We start from the raw sequence: 22,303 nt of genomic DNA, 5'->3' as shown, positions 1-22,303 counted from the left end.
GTAATTTTGGAAAAGCTGTTGTAAAAAAATTACCTCGGCACTATAATAAAATCATCCCCATTGAAAACATTTTGAGGAGGCTGAGGAATGAAACGGAAAAAGTTATCGGCGCTGCTTCTGGCTCTGGTGATGGCAGTGAGTTTGGCTGTCCCCGCTCTGGCAGCGGAGGATACCCGAACCCTTACCATTCTCCAGACCAGCGATCTGCACGGCATGATCAATCCCTTCGACTACGCGTCCAACAAGGAGAACAAAACCAGCATGGCCCACGCGGCGGCCATCATCGCGGCTGAACGAAAGGTCGACCCCAAGCTGCTTCTCATTGACACCGGCGATTCCACCCAAGCCAACTACATTCAGGAATTTAGATCCGAAACGCCACACCCCATGATCGACGCGCTGAACTATTTGGACTACGACGTGTGGACCCTGGGCAACCATGAGTTTAACTTTGAGTTCAAATACCTGACCAAGGAGATTCAGGAGTTTCAGGGCGTCACTCTGGCGGGGAACATTTACCGCAAGGACGGCGCCCGCTGGCTGGATGCCTATCACATCTTCGACGTTGACGGCGTGAAGGTGGCGGTGTTCGGCATTGACGCGCCTCATATCCCCATCTGGGAAAAATCCGACCCCACCCACTATGACAACATGACCTTTACCACCCCCATGGAGGAAACGGGCAAAATCCTCACCGAGCTGGAGGGGAAGGCCGACGTGATCATCGGCTCCGTGCACTACGGGCTGGACGGCGAATACGGCGCCGAGGGCGTCCGCGAGGTTGCCGAAACTTACGGCGACAAGATCGACGCGCTGTTCATCGGCCACGCCCACGCCGTGGTGGACGAGACCATCAACGGCATCCCTGTGCTGGAGCCCGGTTCCAATGGGCAGTACGTTTCCAAGCTAACCCTTTCCCTGACGAAAAAGGACGGCGGCTGGGATGTGACGAAGGCCAACGGCGACCTGCTTGACTGCTCCGCCGTGACGCCCGACGCCGCGTTTTTGAAGCGGTTTAAGACGCTGGACGACAAGAGCAAGGCTCTGGCCTCCACGGCAGTGGGCGAAGTGGGCGAGACGTTCCTGGACCCCGTGGAACTGCTTCCCGGCATCCCCAACGCCATTTTGCAGGACAACCCCGTTGTGGATCTCATCAACAAGGTGCAGATGGAAAACGCCAAGGCAGACGTGTCTCTGGCGGCCCTGTTCGACGCAAGCTCCAATCTGGAAAAGGGTCCCTTCCTGAACCGGGACAGCGTGAAAATCTACAAGTATGACAACACGCTTTACGGCGTGAAGGTCACCGGCAAGCAGCTCAAGGCCATCATGGAGCGGCAGGCGGGCGACTTCTTTAACCAATACGTCTCCGGCGACGTGACCATCAGCTTTAACCCCAATATTCGGATGTACAACTATGACGAGTTTGCGGGCGTGAACTACGAGATTAACATCTCCAAGCCTGTCGGCTCCCGCATCCAAAACGTCACCTATCAGGGCAAGTCCCTGACGGACAATCAGACACTTGTGCTGGCGCTGAACAACTATCGCTATGGCGGTCTGGTCACTGCGGGGCTTTTGAACGAGTCCGACGTGGTGTACGAGGGCGGCGCGGTTCGGGATATGATCACCGACTACGTGGCCGGCCTGAAAACCCCGCTGATGCCCCAGTGCGACAACAACTGGAAAATTACCGGCGCGGATCTGAGCGACCCTCAGAAGAACCTGATCTACGAGAAGGTGCGCTCCGGTGAGCTCACCGTCCCCACCTCCGAAGATGGGCGCACCCCCAACGTGGCCTCCTTGAACGGCCCAGCTCTGCGGGCGGCGGGCAAGCTGAGCGCCATTGCCACTGAGACCCCTGTTGTCCCCGCGCCGCAGCCTGAGCCCGTCAACCCCTCCGGCCCGGCGGACGCTGACCAGAGCTACACGGTAAAGGCCGGCGACTGCCTGTGGAACCTTGCCCAGAAATTTTACGGCACGGGAACTAAGTGGGGCGTGATTTACCAGCGCAACATCGCCACCGTCAAAAATCCGAATGAGCTTCAAATCGGCCAAATTCTGGCCATTCCCGCAGCTTAAAAATTTCATGCCCTATGTAATCCGGTAGACGGGAAGCTGCTGAAGCAGCTTCCCGTCTACCGGATGGAGGAAGATGCCTATGCCTCCGCCTGCCGGGAACTTTTGACCCAGCTTGAAGCTTTAAGCACACTGAAAACAAGGCTGCGGATGTGTCCAGAGACACGTCCGCAGCCTGTTTTATGTCCGCCTGCGGTGAAAAAACCTCTTGACGAAATTTTCCTCCTGCGTTATACTTCCATGCGTTCCATTAAAAAGCGGTCGGAATGCACAAAGCAATCGTTTTCTATCTGTTTAATTGACTAAACAAACTCTTCGAGATACAGATTTTGAGCAATTCCGTATTCTTCCTCGCCTAGATACCCATACTTGTTTAAAACGTTGCTTTGCCAGACCCGAACAGAAAGGATGAAACTAAATGGAGAAAATTCTGGAGTATTTCGGAACCTTTACCCCTGCGGCGGATGGAGTGATCGCCGCCTTCAAATTTGAATACCTCACCTCGCTGGGCTTTGCCGCCATTGTCATCTTTTGGGGGCGCGCCATGGTGGGGCATTCCAAACTTCTCCGCAAATACGCAATTCCCGCCCCCGTCGTTTCCGGTTTGCTTTTCTCTCTGATTATTGCCCTGATCAAAATATCCGGGGCCATGGCCTTTTCCTTTGACACGAAGGTGGTGCAGGACCTTTGTCAAAACTTGTTTTTCCTGTGCGTGGGCTTTGGATTTAGCTGGAAGATGATCCGCCACGCGGGCGGAAAGCTGTGCGCCATGATTGCCATCGCCGCCTGCCTGCTGATAACCATGCAGAATTTGCTGGGCGTGGCCATAGGCAATCTGATCGGCCTGCATCCCCTGCTGGCACTTCAGTGTTCCTCTGCCGCCATGTCCGGCGGCGTGGGCACCGCCTCCGCTTTTGGCCCCATTTTTGAGGGCATGGGCGCGGCCGACGCCACTACCGTGGGTGTTGCCGCCGGAACGATGGGCAACATCATGGGCTCCTTAATTGGCGGCCCCGTGGCCGCATTCCTTATCCGCCGCCACGGTCTGAAATCAGACCCGAATGACAGGCCCGAATCCTTGGCTTCCGGGCAGGAGCCCCGGCTGAACAACAGCCGCATGATCTCCATGTTTGCCATGTGCCTGCTTCTGGCGGCGCTGGGCATGCCCATTTATATGCTGCTGGACAGCATTCCCAAAATTGAGATGCCCAAGTTCATCGGCTGCCTGATTGCCGGCGCCATCGCCCGCAACGTGATGGAAGCCTTTCACATCAAGTTCTATGTCCCCGAGGTGGAGGCCATCGAGCATATGTTCCTGGAGCTGTATCTGGCGCTGGTGCTGATGACCATTGATATTACGAAGCTGGCTTCCGTAGCCGGGCAGATGGGTATCATTCTGCTGGCGCAGGCGATTTTGATGGCCCTGTTTGGCATTTTCATCTCCTACAATATGTTCGGACGGAACTATGGCGCGGCGGTGATGACCGCAGGCAACTGCGGCTGGGGCTGCGGCTCCGGGCCCAACGCCGTGGCAAACGAAAAAGCGGTGATGGACCAGTACGGCTGGCACAATGTGGCGTGGGTCCTCTATCCCTCCTTCGCCGTGCTGATCGACGACATCTACAATCCCATTTTCCTCTCCCTGTTCGGCAGCTTCCTCGTGCGCTGAGGGGAACTCTTTTCCGCAAGCTGATTTGCGGGGCGAGGGAAGATACTTTCATCTTGAACGGTCAAAGAGGAGACGCTCAGGCGGGCGTCTCCTCTTTGTTTTTAATGGAACGTCCAGCGTGGGGTAAACGCCGCCCGGGCGCGGGGCAGCCTTCCATTCCCCCCGCGATTTCGCCGCAAAAAGTTTCTCTCGAAAAACCTGCCTCTTTTCATTGAAAATTCCCGGATATACCGGTTTTCCTTCCTTGACAGGTTAATCGTTTACCAGTATAATAACTGCGGAATTCAACAACAGAATCCCCCGGCTCATCTGTTTTGAAAAACGCAGGAAAGGAAGCGTTCATATGATTTATTCCGCCGAAGTGCAGCATATGTGCCCTGTGGCCAAGGGCGCGTATCATGGCCCGGCGCCCATCCCTCAGGAGGGAAAGTGGGTGCAGGCCAAGGAAGTAAAGGACATCTCGGGACTGACCCACGGCGTGGGCTGGTGCGCCCCCCAGCAGGGGGCCTGCAAGCTGACACTGAACGTGAAGGAGGGCGTGATTGAGGAGGCGCTGGTGGAAACCATCGGCTGCTCCGGCATGACCCACTCCGCCGCCATGGCCTCTGAAATTCTGGTGGGCAAGACCATTTTGGAGGCGCTGAACACCGACCTTGTGTGCGACGCCATCAACACCGCCATGCGGGAGCTGTTTTTGCAGATTGTCTACGGCCGCAGCCAGACCGCCTTTTCCGAGGGTGGCCTTCCCGTGGGCGCGTCTTTGGAGGACCTGGGCAAGGGCCTGCGGTCCCAGATTGGCACCATGTTCGCAACCCGGGAAAAGGGTCCCCGCTATATGGAAATGGCAGAGGGTTATGTCACTCGCGTGGCGCTGAATCAGGACAGCGAAATCGTGGGCTACGAGTTCGTGAATCTCGGCAAGATGATGCAGTCCGTGAAAAAGGGCGTGGACGCAAACGAGGCGCTGGAAAAGGCCAAGTCCCATTACGGCCAGTTTGAAAATGCCGCCAAATATATCGACCCCCGCGAGGAATAAGAAAGGAGGACAGAAACATGGCTCTGTTTGAAAGCTACGAAAGAAGAATTGAAAAGATCAACGCTGTCCTCAAAGAGTACGGCATCGGCTCCGTGGAGGAGTGCCGCGAACTCTGTCAGGCCGCGGGGTTTGACCCCTATGAGATCACCAGAAGCATTCAGCCCATCTGCTTTGACAACGCCTGCTGGGCGTACTGTGTGGGCGCGGCCATCGCTCTGAAAAAGGGTGTGGCCACCGCCGCCGAGGCCGCCGAAGCCATCGGCGTGGGCCTGCAGGCCTTCTGCATTCCCGGCTCCGTGGCGGAGGACCGCAAGGTGGGTCTTGGACACGGAAATCTGGGCGCTATGCTGCTGCGGGACGAGACAAAGTGCTTCGCGTTTCTCGCGGGACACGAGTCCTTTGCCGCCGCGGAGGGTGCCATCGGCATCGTGCGCAACGCCAACAAGGCCCGGAAGGAGCCCCTGCGGGTCATCCTCAACGGCCTTGGCAAGGACGCGGCCCAGATCATCAGCCGCATCAACGGCTTCACCTACGTGCAGACTCAGTTTGACTACTACACTGGCGAGCTGAAGACCGTCCGGGAGGTCCGGTATTCCGAGGGGGAGCGGGCCAATGTCCGCTGCTTCGGCGCGGACGACGTGCGCGAGGGCGTGGCCGTCATGCACCATGAGGGCGTGGACGTGTCCATCACCGGCAACTCCACCAACCCCACCCGGTTCCAGCATCCGGTGGCGGGCACCTATAAGAAGGAGTGCAACGAGCAGGGGAAGAGATACTTCTCTGTGGCCTCCGGCGGCGGCACAGGCCGGACACTGCATCCCGACAACATGGCCGCCGGTCCCGCCAGCTACGGCATGACCGACACCATGGGCCGGATGCACTCCGACGCGCAGTTTGCCGGGTCCAGTTCCGTCCCCGCCCACGTGGAGATGATGGGCTTCCTCGGCATGGGCAATAACCCCATGGTGGGCGCGACCGTTGCGGTCGCCGTTGCGGTTTCCGAGAGCAAGAAATAAACATTCGGAGTTCCTGAACCGTTAAAAGTAAGCTGAAGCCCCCGGTTCCACATGGAATGAACGGCCCCAGTAAAAACGAACAATAGACAAGAAGTCCCCTGATGTAGGAAAATATAACTACATCAGGGGGTATTTATATGAGTAAGAGAAACAGGGCAGATATTAAGACGTCGGAAGCGATTATCATGGAACTGCGTGCGGAGGGAAAAACACATCAAGAAATAGCAGACAAACTTGGGTGGAATTTTGTTCAGATAAAGAACTGAGTAAATCGGCATAACAGGGAGCGGAAACGTATGCCATCGGTTTTTTCACCAAAGACCGGAAGAAGTGAAGCCGGAACGGTTGTATGAATACATCACTTTGCAGCGCAGCCGTTATGCGATCCACGCCATGAGCCAAGTCCTCCATGTGAGTGAAGCGGGTTACTAGCCACCGCCTTTGGCTACACTCCGGAAAACATTGACACTCTGCTCGCGCAGGGCTTCACCCCGGAGGAGTTGTAGGAGTTTCTCTATTGCGGGGAGCTGTAACCTAATAGGGTATCCCTTACTGCGGCGACTGCATCGATCAGCACCGCGAGGGAATCCAGTCCTACTACTAGCCCGCCCCCATCTTTTACGGCGAGGGCTCTTGTTATCTGTGCGTGGAGCTGGGGATCGACGACGGCGGCGAACGGGACTCCGTGACAAAAAAGCTGATGGACATTGGAAACCGGGAAGCGGAACACATCTACATCAAACACGACGGCTCCCTGAACAAGGGAATGGAGATCGTGACCCACCCCATGACGCTGGACTATCACAAAGCGCGGATGCTGTGGGCCGCCGCAATGGAGATGGCATTGGCAAAGGGCTATTATAGCCACCGGGCGGAGACCTGTGGTCTGCACGTCTACGTCAGCCGCATCAGCTTTGGCAAAACCGAAGATGCACAGGAAGCCGTCATTGCCCGTATCCTTTTCTTCGTGGAAAACCACTGGAATGAGCTGTTGTGATTCTCCCGCCCCACTAAGCGGCAGCTGGAGAAGTGGGCGTCCCGCTATGGGCACAAGGACAATCCCAAGAAGGTTTTGGCCAGCGTGAAAACCTCCTGCGCCGGGCGCTACGCCTGCGTCAACCTCACCAATTTCAGCACCATTGAATTTCGCATCTTCCGCGGGACCCTGAAATACAACACGCTAATCGACACGCTGGAGTCCGTCGAGGAGCTTTGCAGCGCGGCGATTTCCTGTTCCGACGAGGAGATGTCGGAGCTGATGTGGACGGAGTTTGTTACCCGCCTGTCGCCCCAGCGGCACCTGGAGCTGATCGAGTATCTGAAAGAGCGGCGGTTGTACGTCAACGAGCCGCTCTCCGCTGTGGAAGAGGTGTAAATATGTGATGTCTCTTTGGAATGGTGGACTATGGGCACCTCCTGCCGCAAAAACGCAAGCGTCAAATCCTGATAATCCTCGCCGCCGAATCCCAGGCAAGGGGAATCGACGCCAGCGGCATCGCCTACAACTCTCGGGGCATTCTACACATCTACAAAAGCCCGTACGGCTACGCCCCGGAGGACGTCGATATGCCACTCAAGCAGGGCTTTTCGCGGGAAGACGTGGAGGACTTTCTATACTGCGGAGAATGTTAATGGGATATAGGCAGTATACAGTCCGTCCCACACGCGATGCCGACAACAGCGGCATAATCGGTTAAGTTTTGGGTGGGTATCACGCAAAAATGATACCCGCCCAACCGCTTACAGTGTTTTCGAAAAGGTGCACAGCACCGCCTGCTACTCCCGCGTCAACTCTGAAACCAGCGCGATTCACCGCGAACCTCGCTGCCCGTGTAGGGAAAAAAGTTTTGCAAGACCACGTCCAGCACCTTGCACAGATACTCAAAATTTACCACGGTGATTTCCTTTTCTCCCAGCTCCACAGTCCACACAAAACTTTGAGAAAGGCTGGGTTTGTGTGCATGCTTGTTGGTAGTGTACCCGCGCTGCTCGCGGAGCTGTGTAATGCGTTCTCCAACTGTCATAAGCCAACCACCTATCTCTTTTGAAATAGGTTGGAAAAATCTCCTAATTTTATTTGCATTTAAAAATATATTATATGAACTGAAGAGTGGATACATGATCGTTTCCGAGATTAGTACCGTATGAATAGAACTGTCGATCATGCAGAGGGGCTTTTCACCCAGCGCAGAGCGCGTTGCGTATAACAGTTGTCGCAAAGAATTTTCTATCCTGGGTGATCGGAAGGTATCCCGGTTTACGGAGCTTTATCAGAGTAACGCCTCCTTGGAGAATGTCATTCAAACCTCCCCAGGGCAATTTCAGGCGGTGCTACAGTCAGTGCTGGAACGCCGCGTGGAAATTCTCATGAAACACGATGTGCTCATGGTGGACACACAGCTTCAGCCGGACACGTACGGCGAGCAGATAGACGCGTGGTCGCCCTGCTACATGTATCGTAAGTTTCACAACTTCCGATAGAACTTGCTGGGTTTCATGTGTAATCTGCATATGGCCTTCTTTTTAGCGCTTGGCATGCAGCATACTATTCTTGACACCAAGGCGTGGTAAGGTAAGATTGATCGTAAACTTCAAAAGAGTATGGCTGATTTTTCCGCCAGCAGAATTGTTTCTCAAGCGAACTTAAATGCCAAGATCATGCAACTGTAAGTCGGGGTTCGAATGCAATATCAAATTTTTTATACCGAGACAGCAGTGAATAATATTTCTCATCTCGGTATGCCGCTGTGGTCGTCCACGTAGTACGTATTGTCGCGCGAGATCAGGCGTCCGCAGTGGGCGCAGCGGTGGTAGTAGTCGTCATAGCAGCTCTGGCAGAGCACGGTGTTGGAATCGCCCTCGCTGTCATCGGACCAGATCCGCTCACCGCAGCAGTCGCAGACGGCGGTCAGTTCCTCAAGGCAGGTCTCGCACGGCACTTGTTCGTCGAAAATGGTCTGCGCTTCAATAGGAAATTTGGTGCCGCAGTGGTCACAGGTAAAGGTCTCCATCATTTCAACTTCCTCCGTGATTACAAAATGAGGTTTGGGGAAGCTATCCCGAGGCCTCTGCAGTTATAATATATATCCCGAAGAGCGGGGGAATCGAATTCCGGTGCGGGCAAGTTGAGGGTGGATAGGTGCTGAGGAGAGGGGAGGAAACGCTGCAATTTTAAAAATGCGTGGAGGGCGGATAACAAGGTGTGTGCACTTGCACCTGCTTGCTGTCTGCTTTATCACACAGCTGATCCGTCAATCTTTAATTTGCTGCGGAGGCGGCCTTTCCAGAGGGACAAGACCGAATAGCTGAAAATAGAATTTCTTGCTATTGGGGGTTTGTAATCAGTTGCTTTACATTAAAGGGGACTTATTGTATAATAAAATCAATTTATGTACTTTCAAATGTATGTTGTTTGGTCGTGATAAATAAGTCTAATTCATGTGAGCTGGTTTATACATACGCTTTCGGCTTAACTGTTATTTGGGTATGCAGGACTTTACAGAACGAAGATTATATTTTAAAAAGGAGGTTTTTATGAAAAGGAAAGAGTATTCCACCGATAATATATTTGAGCATTTATTTCTCCGCTATCCAGGGCTGATGTGTTGCCGGGAGGATATCCATGCGGCTTACGACCGTATGGCGGAAGGCTATCGCAGGGGCGGAAAGCTGCTGGTTGCGGGCAACGGCGGCAGCGCGGCTGATAGCGAGCATATTGTGGGAGAGCTGATGAAGTCGTTTCTATTCAACCGCAGGATCACCCCTTCTTTTGAAACGGAACTTCATAGACTATTTGGCGCGGACGGGCAGTCGCTGGCGGATAAGATGGAGGGGGCACTTGCTGCCATCCCTCTAACGTCTATGCCAGCGCTGTCTTCTGCCTTTTCTAACGATGTGGACGCCGCTGTTGGTTTTGCGCAAATGTTGAATGGATACGGAAGCAAGGACGATGTGTTTTTGGGCATTACCACCTCGGGCAACTCCCAAAATATTTTATATGCACTCATGGCTGCCAAGGCCAAGGGGATCTTCACCGTGGTTCTGACTGGGCAAAGCGGCGGCAAGGCAAAGGCGCTTTGCGATGTGTGCATCTGTGTTCCCAGCTCCCAGACCTTTGCCATTCAGGAGTATCACCTCCCCATTTACCACGCCCTGTGTGCCATGCTGGAAGCAGATTTTTTTGAAGAAAAGTGAGTGAGAACAGGAAATGACCATGCGAATCGAAGAACGTCTTGCCCAGTTTGACCGCCTGACGGTGCTGGTGGCAGGCGACTTTATGATCGACCAGTATCTCAGCGGCACCAGTACGCGCATCTCGCCTGAGGCGCCGGTGCCGGTGGTGCACATCAAAAGAACTTTTTTTCGGCTGGGTGGTGCTGGCAACGTGGCGCGCAATCTGGCGGCGCTGGGCGCAAAACTTCGCGTCGTGCTGGAGGTGGGGGACGATGCCAACGGCGCGATGCTCGTAGGAGAGCTGGCGCAGCTGGGGGCGGATCTGACCTATGCCCGGCAGACGCCCCAGGTGCATACCAGCGTCAAAACGCGAGTGCTGGCGCAAAACCAGCAGTTGCTTCGCTTTGACGAAGAGAATATTCGTCCGGTTTCATCTGAGTGGGTCGAAGCCCTACGTCTGCAATCGGATTCGCTGTTTGCTGGTGTTGATATGGTGCTGTTGTCGGACTACGGAAAAGGCGCGCTTTCCCCAGAGATGACCGCCTTTTTGATTGGCGAAGCAGCCAAACGGGGGATTGGCGTAACGGTAGACCCCAAGGGAACGGACTATTCTAAATATGCAGGGGCAACGATCTGCACGCCCAACCTCAAGGAACTGACCGAGGCGGCGAGCGCGGAGCGTCTGGAGACGGAAGATGCTATCTATCAGGCTGCGGAGACGCTCTGCCAGCAAAACAACATCGAATATATGCTCACGACCCGCTCCGAAAAGGGCATGTCCCTGCAGCGAAGGGGCGCGGTGCAAAAGCAGGATTTTCCGGTAGTTTCCAAAGAGGTCATCGACGTGACTGGCGCGGGGGATACCGTAATCGCTGCCTTTACCCTGTGCTATGGCGCAGGTTTCCCGCTGGAGCTGTGCTGCAAGCTGGCAAACGCGGCGGCATCCATCGTGGTGTCCAAGACCGGTGCGGCAACCGCCACCCGGGAAGAGATTTGCGCTGTGCTGGAGGGCATGGGACACGAACGCTGCAAGATACGGACTGCGGATGCTCTGAGCACTGTGGTGGGGCATCTGCATGAAGCGGGCAGGCGGGTGGTGTTCACCAACGGCTGCTTTGATCTGGTACACGCTGGACACATTTCCTCGTTCCGTCAAGCGAAGGCGTTTGGCGATGTGCTGATCGTGGGCGTCAACAGTGACGATTCCATTCGCCGGATCAAGGGTCCCCGGCGGCCCATCGTGGGGCAGCAGGCCCGGCTGGCACTCTTGGAGGCGCTAGATATGGTGGATTATCTGGTACTGTTTGACGAGGATACGCCCCAAACGCTGATCGAGCAGCTCTGCCCCGATGTGATGGTCAAGGGCAAGGATTGGGAGGATAAGAGCGTGGCCGGGGGCGAGTTCGTACGTGCGCATGGCGGGCGCGTGGAATTTATTGAGCTGGAGCAGGGACTGTCCACCACGCAGATCATTGAACAGGTGCTGCACGCCTATGGAGAGAACGCATGAATCAACGAAAAGCGGTGTTTCTTGATCGGGACGGAACCCTGATTGTGGAGCGGAACTATTTGGGTGACCCCGCAAGGGTCACGCTGCTGGAGGGCGTCCCGCAGGCGTTGAAGCGGCTGGCGGACGCGGGCTTCCTGCTGGTGATGGTCACAAACCAGTCGGGGGTGGCGCGGGGCTATTTCACCATGGACGATGTGGCGCGGGTCAACGGCCGCGTGGCGGAGCTGCTGGAGAGGGAAGGCGTTCGCCTGGACGCGGTGTATATCTGCCCCCACCATGAACAGGGCTCTGTGCCGGAATACGCAGTCTCCTGCACCTGCCGCAAGCCCAGTCCCGGAATGGCGCTGGCGGCGGCAAAGGAGTGGAATTTGGACCTGTCCGCCAGCTATATGATTGGGGACAAGCATACCGACGTCAGCTTTGGCAGAAATTTCGGCGCCCGGGAAAGCTATCTGGTGCGCACGGGCCACGGTGCCGAGGCAGAGTCTGGGTACTACGTGGTGGTGGCCAGGCTGTCGGAGGCGGCAGCGGATATTTTGAGAAGAGATAGGGAGAACCCATGAGCGCATATTTAAAAAAATTTTTTCAATACAGGGATCTTCTGTTCCAGCTGGTCAGTAAAGACATCAAGACAAAGTACCGCCGCTCGATGCTGGGCTATCTGTGGAGCGTTTTAAATCCACTGATGATGATGATGATTTTGACGGTGGTGTTCTCAACCATTTTTCGAAATGACATTCCCAATTTCCCCGTCTATTTTCTCACAGGGCAGCTCATTTTTAATGCGTTTTCCGAGGCAACCAATACGGCGATGTCTTCGGTCATCAGCAATTCTGCACTGATCAAAAAGGTGTATTTCCCGAAATATATTTTGCCCGTTTCCAAGTCGGGCTCCGCCTTTGTCAATTTTGTACTGTCCCTGATGGCGCTGGTGGTAGTGTTAGCCCTCACCAAGACCCGGATCACCTGGGCGATCCTGTTGCTGCCGCTGCCACTGCTGTATTTGCTGCTGATTTCCACCGGGGTGGGTTTGTTTTTGTCGGCGCTGGCGGTGCGGTTCCGGGATGTCGTGCATCTGTACAGCGTGGTACTCACCGCGCTGATGTACTTGACCCCGATTTTCTACCCGATCACGATTTTGCCGGATGCAGCCAGACAGATCGTCAGCTTTAATCCGATTTTTCATATTCTGGAGATGTTCCGCTGCATGGTGATGTATGGAACGGTGCCAAGCTTGAAGGCGAATCTGGTGTGTATTGGGTTTTCCATCATTGCTTTGTGCGTTGGGATGCTGACGTTTCAGAAAAACCAGGATTCCTTTATCCTGTATTTATAAGGGAGAAAACCGATGAAAAACACAGCCCTCTCAGTCGATGGTGTAACAATGAAGTTTAATCTCGCCAAGGAGAATGTAGACAATCTCAAGGAATATGTGATTCGCAAGATTAAGCGCCAGCTGGACTATGAAAAGTTCTGTGCCTTGCAGGATATCTCCTTCACGTTGGAAAAGGGAGACTCGCTAGCGATCATCGGAAAGAACGGCAGCGGCAAAAGCACGCTGCTGAAGGTAATCTCCGGCATCATTCGGCCCACAGCGGGCGTGGTGACCGTCAACGGCAGCATCGCGCCTTTGATTGAGTTGGGCGCGGGATTTGACCAAGATTTGACCGCGCGTGAGAACGTGTTTTTAAACGGCGCAGTGCTGGGATACGACAAAAGATTCATGCGGAAGAAATACGATGAAATCATTGATTTTGCAGAGCTGTGGGACTTTGTGGATGTGCCTGTCAAAAATTTTTCCACCGGCATGGCCGCCCGGTTGGGCTTTTCCATTGCCACCATTATTACTCCCGAAATTTTGATTGTGGACGAAATTCTTGCGGTGGGCGACCACGATTTTCAGGTCAAATGTGAAAAAAAGATGAGCGAGATGCTCTCCCGTGGGGCGACACTGCTGTTCGTTTCGCATTCTGAGGAAAAAGTGAAGCAGCTATGCCGAAGGGCGTTGTGGCTGGATCACGGAAAGGCGCGGATGTTGGGCCCGGCAGACGCGGTCTGCGATGCTTATTTGCGGTCATGAACGCAGGCAGCAGCCTCCAAATGGCGAGCTGCTCATGCTGTGAAGAATGGAAAGGTGAGAAGTTATGAGTATAATCGTAACAGGCGGCGCAGGCTTTATTGGCAGCTGCATCGTTCGTATGCTGAACGATATGGGGCGGGAGGACATCATCATTGTCGACAACATTGCCAGCACCGAGAAATGGAAAAACCTGCGCAACAAGAAGTACCTGCAATATTACAATCGCGCGAATTTTCTGGAAGAGCTTCCCAATCTGGCAGGCGAGGTGGAATATGTGATCCACATGGGCGCGTGCAGCTCCACCACAGAGCCGGATTTTGACTACCTCAATCGGAACAACTTTAACTACACAAAAACACTCTGGAACTTTTGCGCCCAGAATCATGCCAGATTTATCTACGCCAGCAGCGCGGCAACCTATGGAGGCGGCGAGTTCGGCTTTGACGACAGAGACGACATCTGCCGCCTGCTGCCGCTGAACGGCTACGGCTATTCCAAGCAGATGTTCGACCTGTGGGCGCAAAAACAGACGTGTGCGCCGCCCCAGCATGTGGGGTTCAAGTTCTTCAATGTTTACGGTCCCAATGAATACTGCAAGGGCAGTATGGCCAGCGTAATTCTGCATGGCTTCCGCTCTGTGCAGGAAAGCGGAAAAATCAAGCTGTTCAAATCTTATCGGCAGGGCTATGAGGACGGCGGTCAGACCCGTGATTTTATATATGTGAAGGATATTTGCAAGGTGATCCGCTTCATAATGGCGAACCGGCAAGTCAGCGGCTTGTTCAATCTGGGCACGGGCAAGGCGCGGACATTCCACGATCTGGGCTGCGCCGTGTTCCGTGCGCTGGGGCAGAAGTCGAATATTGAGTTTGTAGAAATGCCGGAGAGCCTGCGGGCCAAGTACCAGTATTTTACCGAGGCCACCATGGACAAGCTGTCCGCGGCAGGCTATCGCGAGCCCTTTTACTCGCTGGAGGACGGCGTGAAGGACTACGTGCAGAACTATCTGGCAAAGGACTTTTTGATTTATTGATTCAATCATAGGCCGGTAAAAGACGGATATAGGAGATGCATATGGGCGAAAAGATCAAGGTTCTGACACAAATTAAACTTGGAGAGACGGTGCTGGATGTGGAATTGAACCACGGTACCGATTCCAGCGGGTACCGGGAGATCCATATCCAGAATGAAAAATTGCGTCTGGCGATGCCGGAAACGGAGTTTTTGCAGCTTGCCACAAGCGTTTTATTGGCAAAACGGCAGTTGGAACTCTTAAAAACCAAGCGGTATGGCGGGCAATGATGATGTATATTGAGCGAACTCTGATTGAAGAATTTTTTTTGGGGTTGAACGCCGCAAGCATTCAATATGTACTGATTAAAAATATTGGAAGGGAACTGCCGGATCGGTTGAAAGACGGAAAGGATATTGACATTCTGATTCATCCGGATAGCGGCCCTGCCTTTGTGCGCGTCATGCAGGAAATGGACTTTCAACGTATGCCGCCTCCACTGGGGGTACAGGCGGGCTGGAGCTTTGGCTACAAGCTCAGTGAGTATCAGTTTTGGAGCAAACAGGGGACGGCACAGCATTTTTATATTGATGCATTTGAAAAGCTGGCGTGCAAGAGTTTGAGTCCGAAGATGTGGATTCCCATTGATGCTTTCGTCAATGACTCCATCTGGCGCAACCGGGTGTTTGACAAGAAAAATCAATGGTGGTGTATGGACGAGGAAAATCTCGCCGCATATCTATTGATTCGATGCGTATTCGACAAGCATATTTTTAAGAAAGAGTATATTGCGGAAATTGAAAAGCGCGAGGCACTGTTTCAAGAGGAGACAGTGATTTGCAAGCTGCAGACGGTGTTTTTTTCGTACACGCCGCGCCTTCTGGCGTTGGTGCGGGAAAAGAGATATCATGAAATCTTTTCCGATTATATCGCTTTTGACGAATATTGATAGGAGGTCCCCATGAGTAATCCTGGTGTCATAAAGCTTGCGTCTCTCGCTGATACCGTGGAGGATTTTCCTTATCGGTTTGAAATTGAAGATAATATAGGAGAATCCATCCATATCCATTACAGAGAGTTTCGCCTTGATTTGACAATCAAAGAGTTTGTAGCATTGGCAGGAAGCATGGAACAGGTCATTGAAGCGCTTGTGTCTGTTTCAGGCTTTTCTTGCAATAAGTTTGACAAAGTCAATTTAGTGGGTCTGTCTCGAATGCTGCCGGATTTGGTGAAGATTGCGGAGGAGCGGATTGCGCTAAAGGATTTACTGGTTGAATCTGCGGATGAAACTGGGCATTCCACTTGCTGCCGCCTTGAGCGTTCCAGAATCGTCGCGGCGCTGCAGGGCAATACCAACGAGAACGATCGTCGGGAGCAGGTCAATTATTACAATGCGCAGGATGTTCGATATCAGACCAATGCGGAACGACTGGCGTATAATTTGCAGAAGGTCAAAACGCAGGGGTACCCTGATTCGGAGGAGCGCATTCTGCTGTTCAATTATTCCAACCTGATTCGAGACGGGGGACATCGGGCAGGCATTTTGTATGTGCTGTACGGTGGCGACTATCAGGTTCCTGTCCGCCGTCTCTTTTTCAGAGACGGAATGTACAGCGCGGCGGAGCAATCGAAGCAGGAGAGCCTCCGTCTGGCAGGAGAGCCGTCCTTTACAGTCAAAGGAAATGAAATTGAGATTGATATCCATTCACTGCTGAAGGATGCTGGATATAGCGGCGTGGCAGCGGTGGTGGAGAGAGAAGTGTAGTATGTTTACTGAAAAAATTCGTCAGGCCTTTCGTCAACTCCGCGAATGCAACGAACAGCTTCAGACGGTTCAGCAGCAGCAGAAGGAATTAATGGATATGCTGTTGCTGATGCAGGATGCCAATGCGACGGCCTTCTCGGAGCTGAGGGAAAGAATGATTCATGCTGAAAACAAGATAGACGGCATCACAAATCGCGCGGTGTCTATCGAGAACAAGATAGACGGCATCACAGACCGCGCGGTGTCTATCGAGAACAAGATAGACGGCGTCACAAATCGCGCGGTGTCTATCGAGAACAAGATAGACGGCGTCACAAATCGCGCGGTATTCATCGAGGGGAGAACCGATGAATTGATTGCTCGTGCAAAATCCATCGAAGGCAAAGAGAATGACATTGCTGAAAAATGGGAAAAAACAGGAAATGTGCGAATTAAATTGAAGGGCCTGAACTGAGCCGCACAGCAGAACCGTGGCACGCGGCAAATAAGAACAAAGCGTATGGTGGGAGAAAAGAGATGGGTTTTTTAAAAAAGCTACTCAGCAAACTCAAGTCAAGCCTCTATGTATTTAAAAAAGCTGAAATTCTCCGGAATGTTGTCAACAAGGAGATTGGCGGAGAGTATGACAATCTGTGCCATCAGTGCTACTTTAACGAGCGGTTTCAGGAGCAGCAGCAAGCAGAGGGCATACTTCCGGACCTCTCCCGCCTGCGAATTTCAATCTATCTAGGCGGAGCATTGGGGGATTATATTGTTTATCTGCGGCTGGTGGATGAACTGAGCACGGTTTGCGACTGCGACGTGGATCTCTTTTTGGACCGCATTGAGTTTGGCGAATTTATCTATGGCAACAGAGAGAATGTAACCATTGTACATGACGTTTACAATAATTTGTTTGTCTCATCGACGGCGCACTATGACCTTGCCCTCCATGTAGACCACGGCGCAATCTTGAAACACATAAATTTAGGAGCAATCCGCGCAAAGGCGCCGGCTTTTTATCATACAGCCTGCAAGATTGAAGAAGCTCTGCTTAGAAATGAACTCCACATTTCCGATCAGCACCAGCGCGAGAGCGTGATGCTCCGCTATGCAAAATTTTCTGGGGATACAAAGTGGTCCCTGCTCTCCTGTGGCGGCGCGGTGGACATGTGCGGAATGTATTCAAATATCCTGCTGGATATGCGGTGGCTACCGGTACTGGAACGGCATGCTCTGACGGGGCGACGCTACATCACCGTGAACTTTGGCGCGGATAAAAATATGGGTGGCACCGCGCAGACAAAGCTGCTGCCGGTGTCGACTTTGATGGAATTTATCACGGCATTCAAAGCAAAGCACTCGGACATTCTGGTGGTGCAGACCGGTGTGAAAAACAGTCTGGCGCTTGATAGAGCGGATCGATATGCCTTTGACTGCCGGCTGGAGGAAACGGCAATTTTGCTGAAGAGCTCCCTCCTGCACGTGGACTGTGAGGGTGGCCTGGTCCATTTGGCATCCCAACTGTCCACCCCCTGCGTGGTAAGCTTTGGCCCCACGCCGTCCTATTATTATGGCTATCCGCGCAATGAGAACATCGTCTCGCCGGTGTGTGGGGAGTGCATGTCCGTCACCGGACAGTGGAGCAAGGTCTGTCCCCGGGGTCTGCAACAGGCGGTGTGCATGGCGGCTATTACTCCCCAAATGCTTTTGGAGCGGGCGGAAAAGATCCTGAAGGAATTACCCACGCAAGGTCTGGAACCCGTTCAAATGACGCTGCGTGCTGCGGTGCAGGACGTACGGGCAGGCCATAGGGTATGCTTACTCGCTCCGCTGGGGACCGAAACCTTTGCCGCAGCACAGGCATTGCGAAAAAGGGGCTGCAATGTCAGCGTCTATATCCCACTACAACTGGACGCCAAGATCTGCGAGATGCGCGGCGCTCTAAAAAAACAAGGCATCCGGGTGGAGTACGGCGACGCGTTTAACGTGGCGGTGGCGACTGGTTCGTTTGATCGGGTGCTTTGTCAAGGCGCGAGGATTTCAACGGACTTGATGGCCTTCGCGCAGGACGAATGCGCCCGGCTGGCGGCAGTCGATGGACAGGTCGTCTGGTACGACGCGGAGAACATATGAGCAGTAGCTTCAAGCAACAGTTCAAACAGATGATAGGAACCCTGATCTATGGCAGCTTGCTGACGGTTTTCCCGTTTCCACGAAAGCGGACCGCAGAAAAGTCCTCCCCGCCCCGCCAGGTGGCGGTGGTCTGCCTTGCGGCGTTGGGCGACTTGATCACCTTTTGCCCCGCTGCACAGCAGATGCGCTCAGAGGGACTACGCCTCACCCTGATTTGCCGGGAGGGAGGAGGGATCGCAGAGTTTGCCGCAGAAACCGGTCTTTTTGAGGCGGTTATTGCATTGCCCCATCGTTTCCGAAGCAGGATAGCCAACCTGCGGCGGCTTGGTAGTCTCTCGGCGGAATTGGTAGTGGTTGCTCCGGTGCAGCGGCACATTCTCTCCGACCTGTATGCGCTGGCAATTCCCGCCCAGCGGCGGGTCTTGCCGGATACGACTGCGGGCTGCGCGCACCTCGGGCTGAAAAAGAGGGTGGATCGTCAGGTGGATCTGGTTCCCGTGACGGCGCAAAACGAACTGGAGCGAAACGCCCAGTATTCGGAGCCGTTGGGACTGGTGCGCGGTCCGCTGTCGCCCTTTGTGTTCAGAGGGGAAAAAGGCGCTTGGCAAAAGACGGAGCCATCCTGTGTGGCGATTTTTCCGGGGGCTGGCGGCAGTATCTCCAAATGTTGGCCGGTAGAGCGGTTCGCATGGGTGGCACGGCAGCTGGCCGAGCGGACAAGATGCCGTGTTTTGATTTTCGGCACTGCGGCAGAGCGGTCATTGTGTGGAAAGCTAGCGGCGCTTTTGCCGGAAACCGCCCGGGATCTTTCCGGGCAGACAACTCTGGCAGAGCTGGCGCAGCGGCTGAAAGGCTGCTGCTTGTCGCTGACCAACGATTCTGGCAGTGCCCATCTGTCAATTGCCCACGGTGTACCCACCGTCATTGTCTGCGGTGGCTGGGAATATGGGCGCTTTTATCCAAATCCGACTCTGCCGCCGGATTGCCGGGCGGTTTTAGCGAAAGAACTGCCGTCCTGCGTCCCCTGTGGACAGAGCAAGCCGGACTGCTCCGGCCGAGCGTGTGCCCCCTGCGTCGCGGCGGTGCGGCAGGAGACGGTTTTGGAAGCGGCGCTGGCCTGTATGGTGGAAGGGAAGAGGTTTTAAGAAATGATGGTATCTGTTTTAATGGGTGTGTACAATGGCGCTGACACGGTGGAGCGAGCGATGAATTCCCTGCTTCAGCAAACCTTTTCTTCCCTAGAAATTCTTGTGTGTGACGATGCCTCCACAGATGGGAGTTTGGGTGTACTGCGCGCCTTGCAGGAGCGCCATCCGGACAAAATCAGATTGCTTCAAAACGCGGAAAATCAGGGACTGGGCGCAACGTTGAACACCTGCTTTGCCCATGCAACCGGTGATTATATTGCACGGATGGATGCCGACGATGTTTCTCTGCCCATGCGTATCCAGCAGCAGACAGATTTTTTAGAATCGCACCCCGCGTTCGCAATGGTAGGGTGCAGTGCCGAGAAATTTGACGAACAGGGAATCTATGGTGAACTTCGCTACCCCAAAGCACCGCAGCCCCGGGATTTTCTTTGGAACAATCCATTTTTGCACCCCTCGATGCTAATTCGCGCCGTGATTTTGCGAGAACTTGGCGGCTACGATCCCCGCAACTGGTGCAAACGATGCGAGGATTACGAGTTGTGGATGCGGCTTTATGCTGCGGGCTATGCAGGATACAATTTGGAGGAAATTCTGTTTCAGTACTACGAGGGACAGGACAATCTGGTCAAAAGAAAATACCGATACCGTGTTACAGAGGCATTTGTGCGCTGGAGCGGCTATCGAAAGAATAAAATACTGCTGCCGGGACTGCCCTATGTGGTCAAACCCCTTTTGGTGGGATTGATACCAAGTCAGCTGCTGCATAAAATAAAAGAGAAAAAAGGAACGTATCGCGAATGAACAGAAACTTGAATCCCGATAATACATGGAGTATTTTGAAGGATATTGTCAAAACACACAAAATAGAATCTACCATTATTGCGGCGGTCACCGTGATCGGACTGGTTTGCTTTCAATACGGAGACGGTCTGTTTTTCACTGGCCATGCTGTGGAAATTTGGGATGCACTCATGTCGGGACGAATCAAAGAATTGCCGGACATATTTGTAGCAAATTATCGGGGAGCTCCTCATGGTGGGCTTGGCCTTTCCAGTGCAATTCTGCTGTCTCTTATGCCATGGGCTATCTGGAATTTTCCAGTCTGGTTGACGCATCCCATTGATACGAATCCAGATGTTTTCAGCCTTCCTTGTCTCATTTGGGGAAAGCTGCTTTTTGTTCTTTGTGTTGTGCTTCTTGGAGTACAAGTCTATCGGATTGTGTACAGCCTGACAGACAGCAAAAGCCGAGGACAACTGGCTGCAATTTTACTTTGGGGATCTGGCACAATAGCTTTGTCTGTTGGATATGGGATGCAGGATGAAGTTTTATACACGCTTCTTTTTGTAGTAGGACTAAGATATATTCTGAAAGAAAAAAGAGTGATTGGCCTTATTTGTATGGGGTATTCAGTTGTCCTTGCTCCGTTTATGATTTTGCCAGCTTTTCTTGTGCTTCTTTGGATGTATAAGAACCTTTTGATTGTAGGTGCTTTTGCGGGGTGCTTCTTGGCACCTCCATTTCTCCTTGCAAAATCAATTTCTTTGGGATATTCTTCTGTGGATGACGACTATTTGTCCTGGTTTTTTGAGAGAAGTACATTGGGCAGTGGCTATGGTGCAGTGTCTATTTTTGGTGTACTGGTGTGTTTGACTTTTATATTTTCTTATTTCTCAAAAGAGGACGAAGGGAAAAAGAATCACAAAAGATTGCTAAACTTGTTGGCCGTCCTTATGACTGGTATGTGTGTTTTGGCTTGGCTGCATTTTTATCGTGTCTTTTTGTGTGTTCCGTTCCTTTTAATTGGGATTCTCAGTGTAGACGAGGACCAAGAATCCAAGATCAAAATCGGAATGATCGGATTTCTGGCATTCGAGTTTATCCGTATGCTCTGTCCGTTTCTCTATCAAAGTGAGTGCATGAACACATATAGCATCACCGGAATCACAAAAGTGCTCCTTGGAATTACGTCAGAGTGCTCCATACCAATGGCATTGCAAACATTTTTTCCGGTGTTGATAGAGGTACTGCCCGGGATATCGATGGCAATTGCTTCTCTTGCAATCTTCATGCTGTGCTTGATTTATATGCCGTCGGCAAAGAAGCTACTCTCCATTCAACTACCGGTTAGAGTCTTGACCATCATCAATTGCTTGATCCCTTTCGTGATTTTCTCTGGTTTTTTATTGGTGTCCGCTCGTATGGATATTTATCAGATTGCGATTGATGGAAATGATGCAACAACTCCTGATCTTGCAGAAGTACAGTCCATCGACCAACATTATTTTGAAGCCGCCGGAAAAACCGTTAACCAAATCGGCGTTCGAACGGTTACTTGGGGTAATTCCTATCCGGGAGATGTGGTGCTCTGTTTAGAAGTTTTGGAGAAAGATTCCCTTGAAGTTATTGAAACCACAAGAGCTGATCTAAACTCGCTTCCCAACAATGATATTTATTATTTCCACTTTGATAATTTTCGCTTAAATGCAGATGAATGGTATATTTATCGGTTCAAATTGGAGGGAAATCTTGCCCAGGAGATCAGCCCGTTGGTGCTGCTTCACTCAGATGAGGGAAGCAATGATTCTTCTCACAGTTATGTCTGTGTGGAAGCAGAAAATGGCCCTGAAAGCCAGATTATGGAGTACCAAATTATTCAAAGTATGTATTCATTGAAGTAGGCTGAAAGAGGAGACTGAG

At 52.8% G+C, this 22,303-nt stretch carries 25 protein-coding genes; 23 read left to right on the top strand and 2 right to left on the bottom strand.

Translation table 11 applies throughout. The annotated features are described in order from the left end of the window. The first annotated feature begins 87 nt into the window (after window positions 1–87). The 8 genes from RTU96_RS05430 to RTU96_RS05395 all read left to right on the top strand — a co-directional run bounded on the left by RTU96_RS05430 (window position 88) and on the right by RTU96_RS05395 (window position 7,429). Window positions 88–2,079 (top strand): 5'-nucleotidase C-terminal domain-containing protein, encoded by a 1,992-nt coding sequence (locus RTU96_RS05430; RefSeq protein ID WP_312635411.1) that lies wholly within the window; start codon window positions 88–90, stop codon window positions 2,077–2,079. Between the two features lie 415 nt (window positions 2,080–2,494). Further along, on the top strand, window positions 2,495–3,745 hold the full coding sequence (locus RTU96_RS05425; protein WP_312635410.1) for a sodium/glutamate symporter: 1,251 nt from the start codon (window positions 2,495–2,497) through the stop codon (window positions 3,743–3,745). A gap of 343 nt (window positions 3,746–4,088) precedes the next feature. Then, window positions 4,089–4,781 carry an iron-sulfur cluster assembly scaffold protein gene (locus tag RTU96_RS05420; protein WP_312158941.1) on the top strand — a complete coding sequence of 231 codons (693 nt, stop codon included), beginning with the start codon at window positions 4,089–4,091 and terminating at the stop codon, window positions 4,779–4,781. Window positions 4,782–4,798: 17 nt separating this feature from the next. Continuing rightward, complete coding sequence (locus RTU96_RS05415) at window positions 4,799–5,797, top strand: GGGtGRT protein (RefSeq protein ID WP_312635408.1); 999 nt, start codon at window positions 4,799–4,801, stop codon at window positions 5,795–5,797. A 137-nt stretch (window positions 5,798–5,934) separates the two neighbouring features. Beyond that, window positions 5,935–6,063: a hypothetical protein gene (locus tag RTU96_RS05410; RefSeq protein ID WP_312635406.1), complete on the top strand. Its 129-nt coding sequence runs from the start codon at window positions 5,935–5,937 to the stop codon at window positions 6,061–6,063. A 380-nt stretch (window positions 6,064–6,443) separates the two neighbouring features. Next, window positions 6,444–6,794 (top strand): hypothetical protein, encoded by a 351-nt coding sequence (locus tag RTU96_RS05405; RefSeq protein ID WP_312635403.1) that lies wholly within the window; start codon window positions 6,444–6,446, stop codon window positions 6,792–6,794. Between the two features lie 75 nt (window positions 6,795–6,869). Continuing rightward, on the top strand, window positions 6,870–7,172 hold the full coding sequence (locus tag RTU96_RS05400) for a hypothetical protein (protein WP_312635402.1): 303 nt from the start codon (window positions 6,870–6,872) through the stop codon (window positions 7,170–7,172). Between the two features lie 20 nt (window positions 7,173–7,192). Beyond that, the gene (locus tag RTU96_RS05395) at window positions 7,193–7,429 is read left to right on the top strand and encodes a hypothetical protein (protein WP_312635401.1); all 237 of its coding nucleotides are present in this window, start codon (window positions 7,193–7,195) and stop codon (window positions 7,427–7,429) included. A 155-nt stretch (window positions 7,430–7,584) separates the two neighbouring features. Here RTU96_RS05395 and RTU96_RS05390 read toward each other — a convergent pair whose 3' ends face one another. Next, window positions 7,585–7,821: a helix-turn-helix domain-containing protein gene (locus RTU96_RS05390; protein ID WP_312635399.1), complete on the bottom strand. Its 237-nt coding sequence runs from the start codon at window positions 7,819–7,821 to the stop codon at window positions 7,585–7,587. Between the two features lie 316 nt (window positions 7,822–8,137). Here RTU96_RS05390 and RTU96_RS05385 point away from each other — a divergent pair, with 316 nt between their 5' ends. Next, window positions 8,138–8,278: a hypothetical protein gene (locus tag RTU96_RS05385; RefSeq protein ID WP_312635398.1), complete on the top strand. Its 141-nt coding sequence runs from the start codon at window positions 8,138–8,140 to the stop codon at window positions 8,276–8,278. Between the two features lie 248 nt (window positions 8,279–8,526). Here the strand turns inward: RTU96_RS05385 and RTU96_RS05380 are convergent, their stop codons facing one another. Next, on the bottom strand, window positions 8,527–8,736 hold the full coding sequence (locus tag RTU96_RS05380) for a hypothetical protein (RefSeq protein WP_312635397.1): 210 nt from the start codon (window positions 8,734–8,736) through the stop codon (window positions 8,527–8,529). Between the two features lie 595 nt (window positions 8,737–9,331). Between RTU96_RS05380 and RTU96_RS05375 the strand changes: the two genes are divergently transcribed. The 14 genes from RTU96_RS05375 to RTU96_RS05310 all read left to right on the top strand — a co-directional run bounded on the left by RTU96_RS05375 (window position 9,332) and on the right by RTU96_RS05310 (window position 22,284). Then, entirely contained in the window at window positions 9,332–9,991 is a 660-nt protein-coding gene (locus RTU96_RS05375) for an SIS domain-containing protein (RefSeq protein ID WP_312635396.1), read from the top strand. 19 nt (window positions 9,992–10,010) lie between these two features. Continuing rightward, window positions 10,011–11,480, top strand: coding sequence for a D-glycero-beta-D-manno-heptose 1-phosphate adenylyltransferase (gene rfaE2 / locus RTU96_RS05370; protein ID WP_312635395.1), 1,470 nt, complete (start codon window positions 10,011–10,013; stop codon window positions 11,478–11,480). Then, the gene (locus RTU96_RS05365) at window positions 11,477–12,043 is read left to right on the top strand and encodes an HAD family hydrolase (protein ID WP_312635393.1); all 567 of its coding nucleotides are present in this window, start codon (window positions 11,477–11,479) and stop codon (window positions 12,041–12,043) included. The genes rfaE2 and RTU96_RS05365 overlap by 4 nt, the downstream gene beginning before the upstream one ends. Then, window positions 12,040–12,816 (top strand): ABC transporter permease, encoded by a 777-nt coding sequence (locus RTU96_RS05360; protein ID WP_312635392.1) that lies wholly within the window; start codon window positions 12,040–12,042, stop codon window positions 12,814–12,816. Before RTU96_RS05365 ends, RTU96_RS05360 begins: the two co-directional genes overlap by 4 nt. Window positions 12,817–12,828: 12 nt before the next feature. Further along, the gene (locus RTU96_RS05355; protein ID WP_312635391.1) at window positions 12,829–13,560 is read left to right on the top strand and encodes an ABC transporter ATP-binding protein; all 732 of its coding nucleotides are present in this window, start codon (window positions 12,829–12,831) and stop codon (window positions 13,558–13,560) included. A gap of 64 nt (window positions 13,561–13,624) precedes the next feature. Continuing rightward, complete coding sequence (gene rfaD, locus RTU96_RS05350; RefSeq protein ID WP_312635390.1) at window positions 13,625–14,593, top strand: ADP-glyceromanno-heptose 6-epimerase; 969 nt, start codon at window positions 13,625–13,627, stop codon at window positions 14,591–14,593. Window positions 14,594–14,634: 41 nt separating this feature from the next. Continuing rightward, entirely contained in the window at window positions 14,635–14,862 is a 228-nt protein-coding gene (locus RTU96_RS05345) for a hypothetical protein (protein ID WP_312635389.1), read from the top strand. Further along, on the top strand, window positions 14,859–15,521 hold the full coding sequence (locus RTU96_RS05340) for a hypothetical protein (RefSeq protein WP_312635388.1): 663 nt from the start codon (window positions 14,859–14,861) through the stop codon (window positions 15,519–15,521). Before RTU96_RS05345 ends, RTU96_RS05340 begins: the two co-directional genes overlap by 4 nt. A 12-nt stretch (window positions 15,522–15,533) precedes the next feature. Next, window positions 15,534–16,337, top strand: a complete 804-nt coding sequence (locus RTU96_RS05335; protein WP_312635387.1) for a hypothetical protein — start codon at window positions 15,534–15,536, stop codon at window positions 16,335–16,337. A gap of 1 nt (window position 16,338) precedes the next feature. Beyond that, window positions 16,339–16,791, top strand: a complete 453-nt coding sequence (locus RTU96_RS05330; RefSeq protein WP_312635386.1) for a hypothetical protein — start codon at window positions 16,339–16,341, stop codon at window positions 16,789–16,791. Between the two features lie 62 nt (window positions 16,792–16,853). Then, window positions 16,854–18,452 (top strand): hypothetical protein, encoded by a 1,599-nt coding sequence (locus tag RTU96_RS05325; protein ID WP_312635385.1) that lies wholly within the window; start codon window positions 16,854–16,856, stop codon window positions 18,450–18,452. Continuing rightward, the gene (locus tag RTU96_RS05320) at window positions 18,449–19,597 is read left to right on the top strand and encodes a glycosyltransferase family 9 protein (RefSeq protein WP_312635384.1); all 1,149 of its coding nucleotides are present in this window, start codon (window positions 18,449–18,451) and stop codon (window positions 19,595–19,597) included. The genes RTU96_RS05325 and RTU96_RS05320 overlap by 4 nt, the downstream gene beginning before the upstream one ends. 3 nt (window positions 19,598–19,600) lie before the next feature. Further along, window positions 19,601–20,404 carry a glycosyltransferase gene (locus RTU96_RS05315; RefSeq protein ID WP_312635383.1) on the top strand — a complete coding sequence of 268 codons (804 nt, stop codon included), beginning with the start codon at window positions 19,601–19,603 and terminating at the stop codon, window positions 20,402–20,404. Continuing rightward, window positions 20,401–22,284 (top strand): hypothetical protein, encoded by a 1,884-nt coding sequence (locus RTU96_RS05310; protein ID WP_312635382.1) that lies wholly within the window; start codon window positions 20,401–20,403, stop codon window positions 22,282–22,284. The genes RTU96_RS05315 and RTU96_RS05310 overlap by 4 nt, the downstream gene beginning before the upstream one ends. Window positions 22,285–22,303 lie beyond the last annotated feature (19 nt).

Source organism: Oscillibacter sp. (assembly GCF_032018205.1).
In the GTDB taxonomy this organism is placed as follows: Bacteria; Bacillota; Clostridia; order Oscillospirales; family Oscillospiraceae; genus Oscillibacter.
This window is presented reverse-complemented; position numbering and strand designations above follow the sequence as displayed.

Coding starts and splice junctions, on each gene's coding strand:
- RTU96_RS05360 (WP_312635392.1), top strand. CDS start 12,040: ATGAGCGCATATTTAAAAAAATTTTTTCAATACAGGGATCTTCTGTTC.
- RTU96_RS05335 (WP_312635387.1), top strand. CDS start 15,534: ATGAGTAATCCTGGTGTCATAAAGCTTGCGTCTCTCGCTGATACCGTG.
- RTU96_RS05395 (WP_312635401.1), top strand. CDS start 7,193: ATGGTGGACTATGGGCACCTCCTGCCGCAAAAACGCAAGCGTCAAATC.
- RTU96_RS05325 (WP_312635385.1), top strand. CDS start 16,854: ATGGGTTTTTTAAAAAAGCTACTCAGCAAACTCAAGTCAAGCCTCTAT.
- RTU96_RS05320 (WP_312635384.1), top strand. CDS start 18,449: ATGAGCAGTAGCTTCAAGCAACAGTTCAAACAGATGATAGGAACCCTG.
- RTU96_RS05330 (WP_312635386.1), top strand. CDS start 16,339: ATGTTTACTGAAAAAATTCGTCAGGCCTTTCGTCAACTCCGCGAATGC.
- RTU96_RS05420 (WP_312158941.1), top strand. CDS start 4,089: ATGATTTATTCCGCCGAAGTGCAGCATATGTGCCCTGTGGCCAAGGGC.
- RTU96_RS05390 (WP_312635399.1), bottom strand. CDS start 7,821: ATGACAGTTGGAGAACGCATTACACAGCTCCGCGAGCAGCGCGGGTAC.
- RTU96_RS05430 (WP_312635411.1), top strand. CDS start 88: ATGAAACGGAAAAAGTTATCGGCGCTGCTTCTGGCTCTGGTGATGGCA.
- RTU96_RS05355 (WP_312635391.1), top strand. CDS start 12,829: ATGAAAAACACAGCCCTCTCAGTCGATGGTGTAACAATGAAGTTTAAT.
- RTU96_RS05315 (WP_312635383.1), top strand. CDS start 19,601: ATGATGGTATCTGTTTTAATGGGTGTGTACAATGGCGCTGACACGGTG.
- RTU96_RS05375 (WP_312635396.1), top strand. CDS start 9,332: ATGAAAAGGAAAGAGTATTCCACCGATAATATATTTGAGCATTTATTT.
- RTU96_RS05365 (WP_312635393.1), top strand. CDS start 11,477: ATGAATCAACGAAAAGCGGTGTTTCTTGATCGGGACGGAACCCTGATT.
- RTU96_RS05340 (WP_312635388.1), top strand. CDS start 14,859: ATGATGATGTATATTGAGCGAACTCTGATTGAAGAATTTTTTTTGGGG.
- RTU96_RS05415 (WP_312635408.1), top strand. CDS start 4,799: ATGGCTCTGTTTGAAAGCTACGAAAGAAGAATTGAAAAGATCAACGCT.
- rfaE2 (WP_312635395.1), top strand. CDS start 10,011: ATGCGAATCGAAGAACGTCTTGCCCAGTTTGACCGCCTGACGGTGCTG.
- RTU96_RS05310 (WP_312635382.1), top strand. CDS start 20,401: ATGAACAGAAACTTGAATCCCGATAATACATGGAGTATTTTGAAGGAT.
- RTU96_RS05345 (WP_312635389.1), top strand. CDS start 14,635: ATGGGCGAAAAGATCAAGGTTCTGACACAAATTAAACTTGGAGAGACG.
- RTU96_RS05425 (WP_312635410.1), top strand. CDS start 2,495: ATGGAGAAAATTCTGGAGTATTTCGGAACCTTTACCCCTGCGGCGGAT.
- rfaD (WP_312635390.1), top strand. CDS start 13,625: ATGAGTATAATCGTAACAGGCGGCGCAGGCTTTATTGGCAGCTGCATC.
- RTU96_RS05410 (WP_312635406.1), top strand. CDS start 5,935: ATGAGTAAGAGAAACAGGGCAGATATTAAGACGTCGGAAGCGATTATC.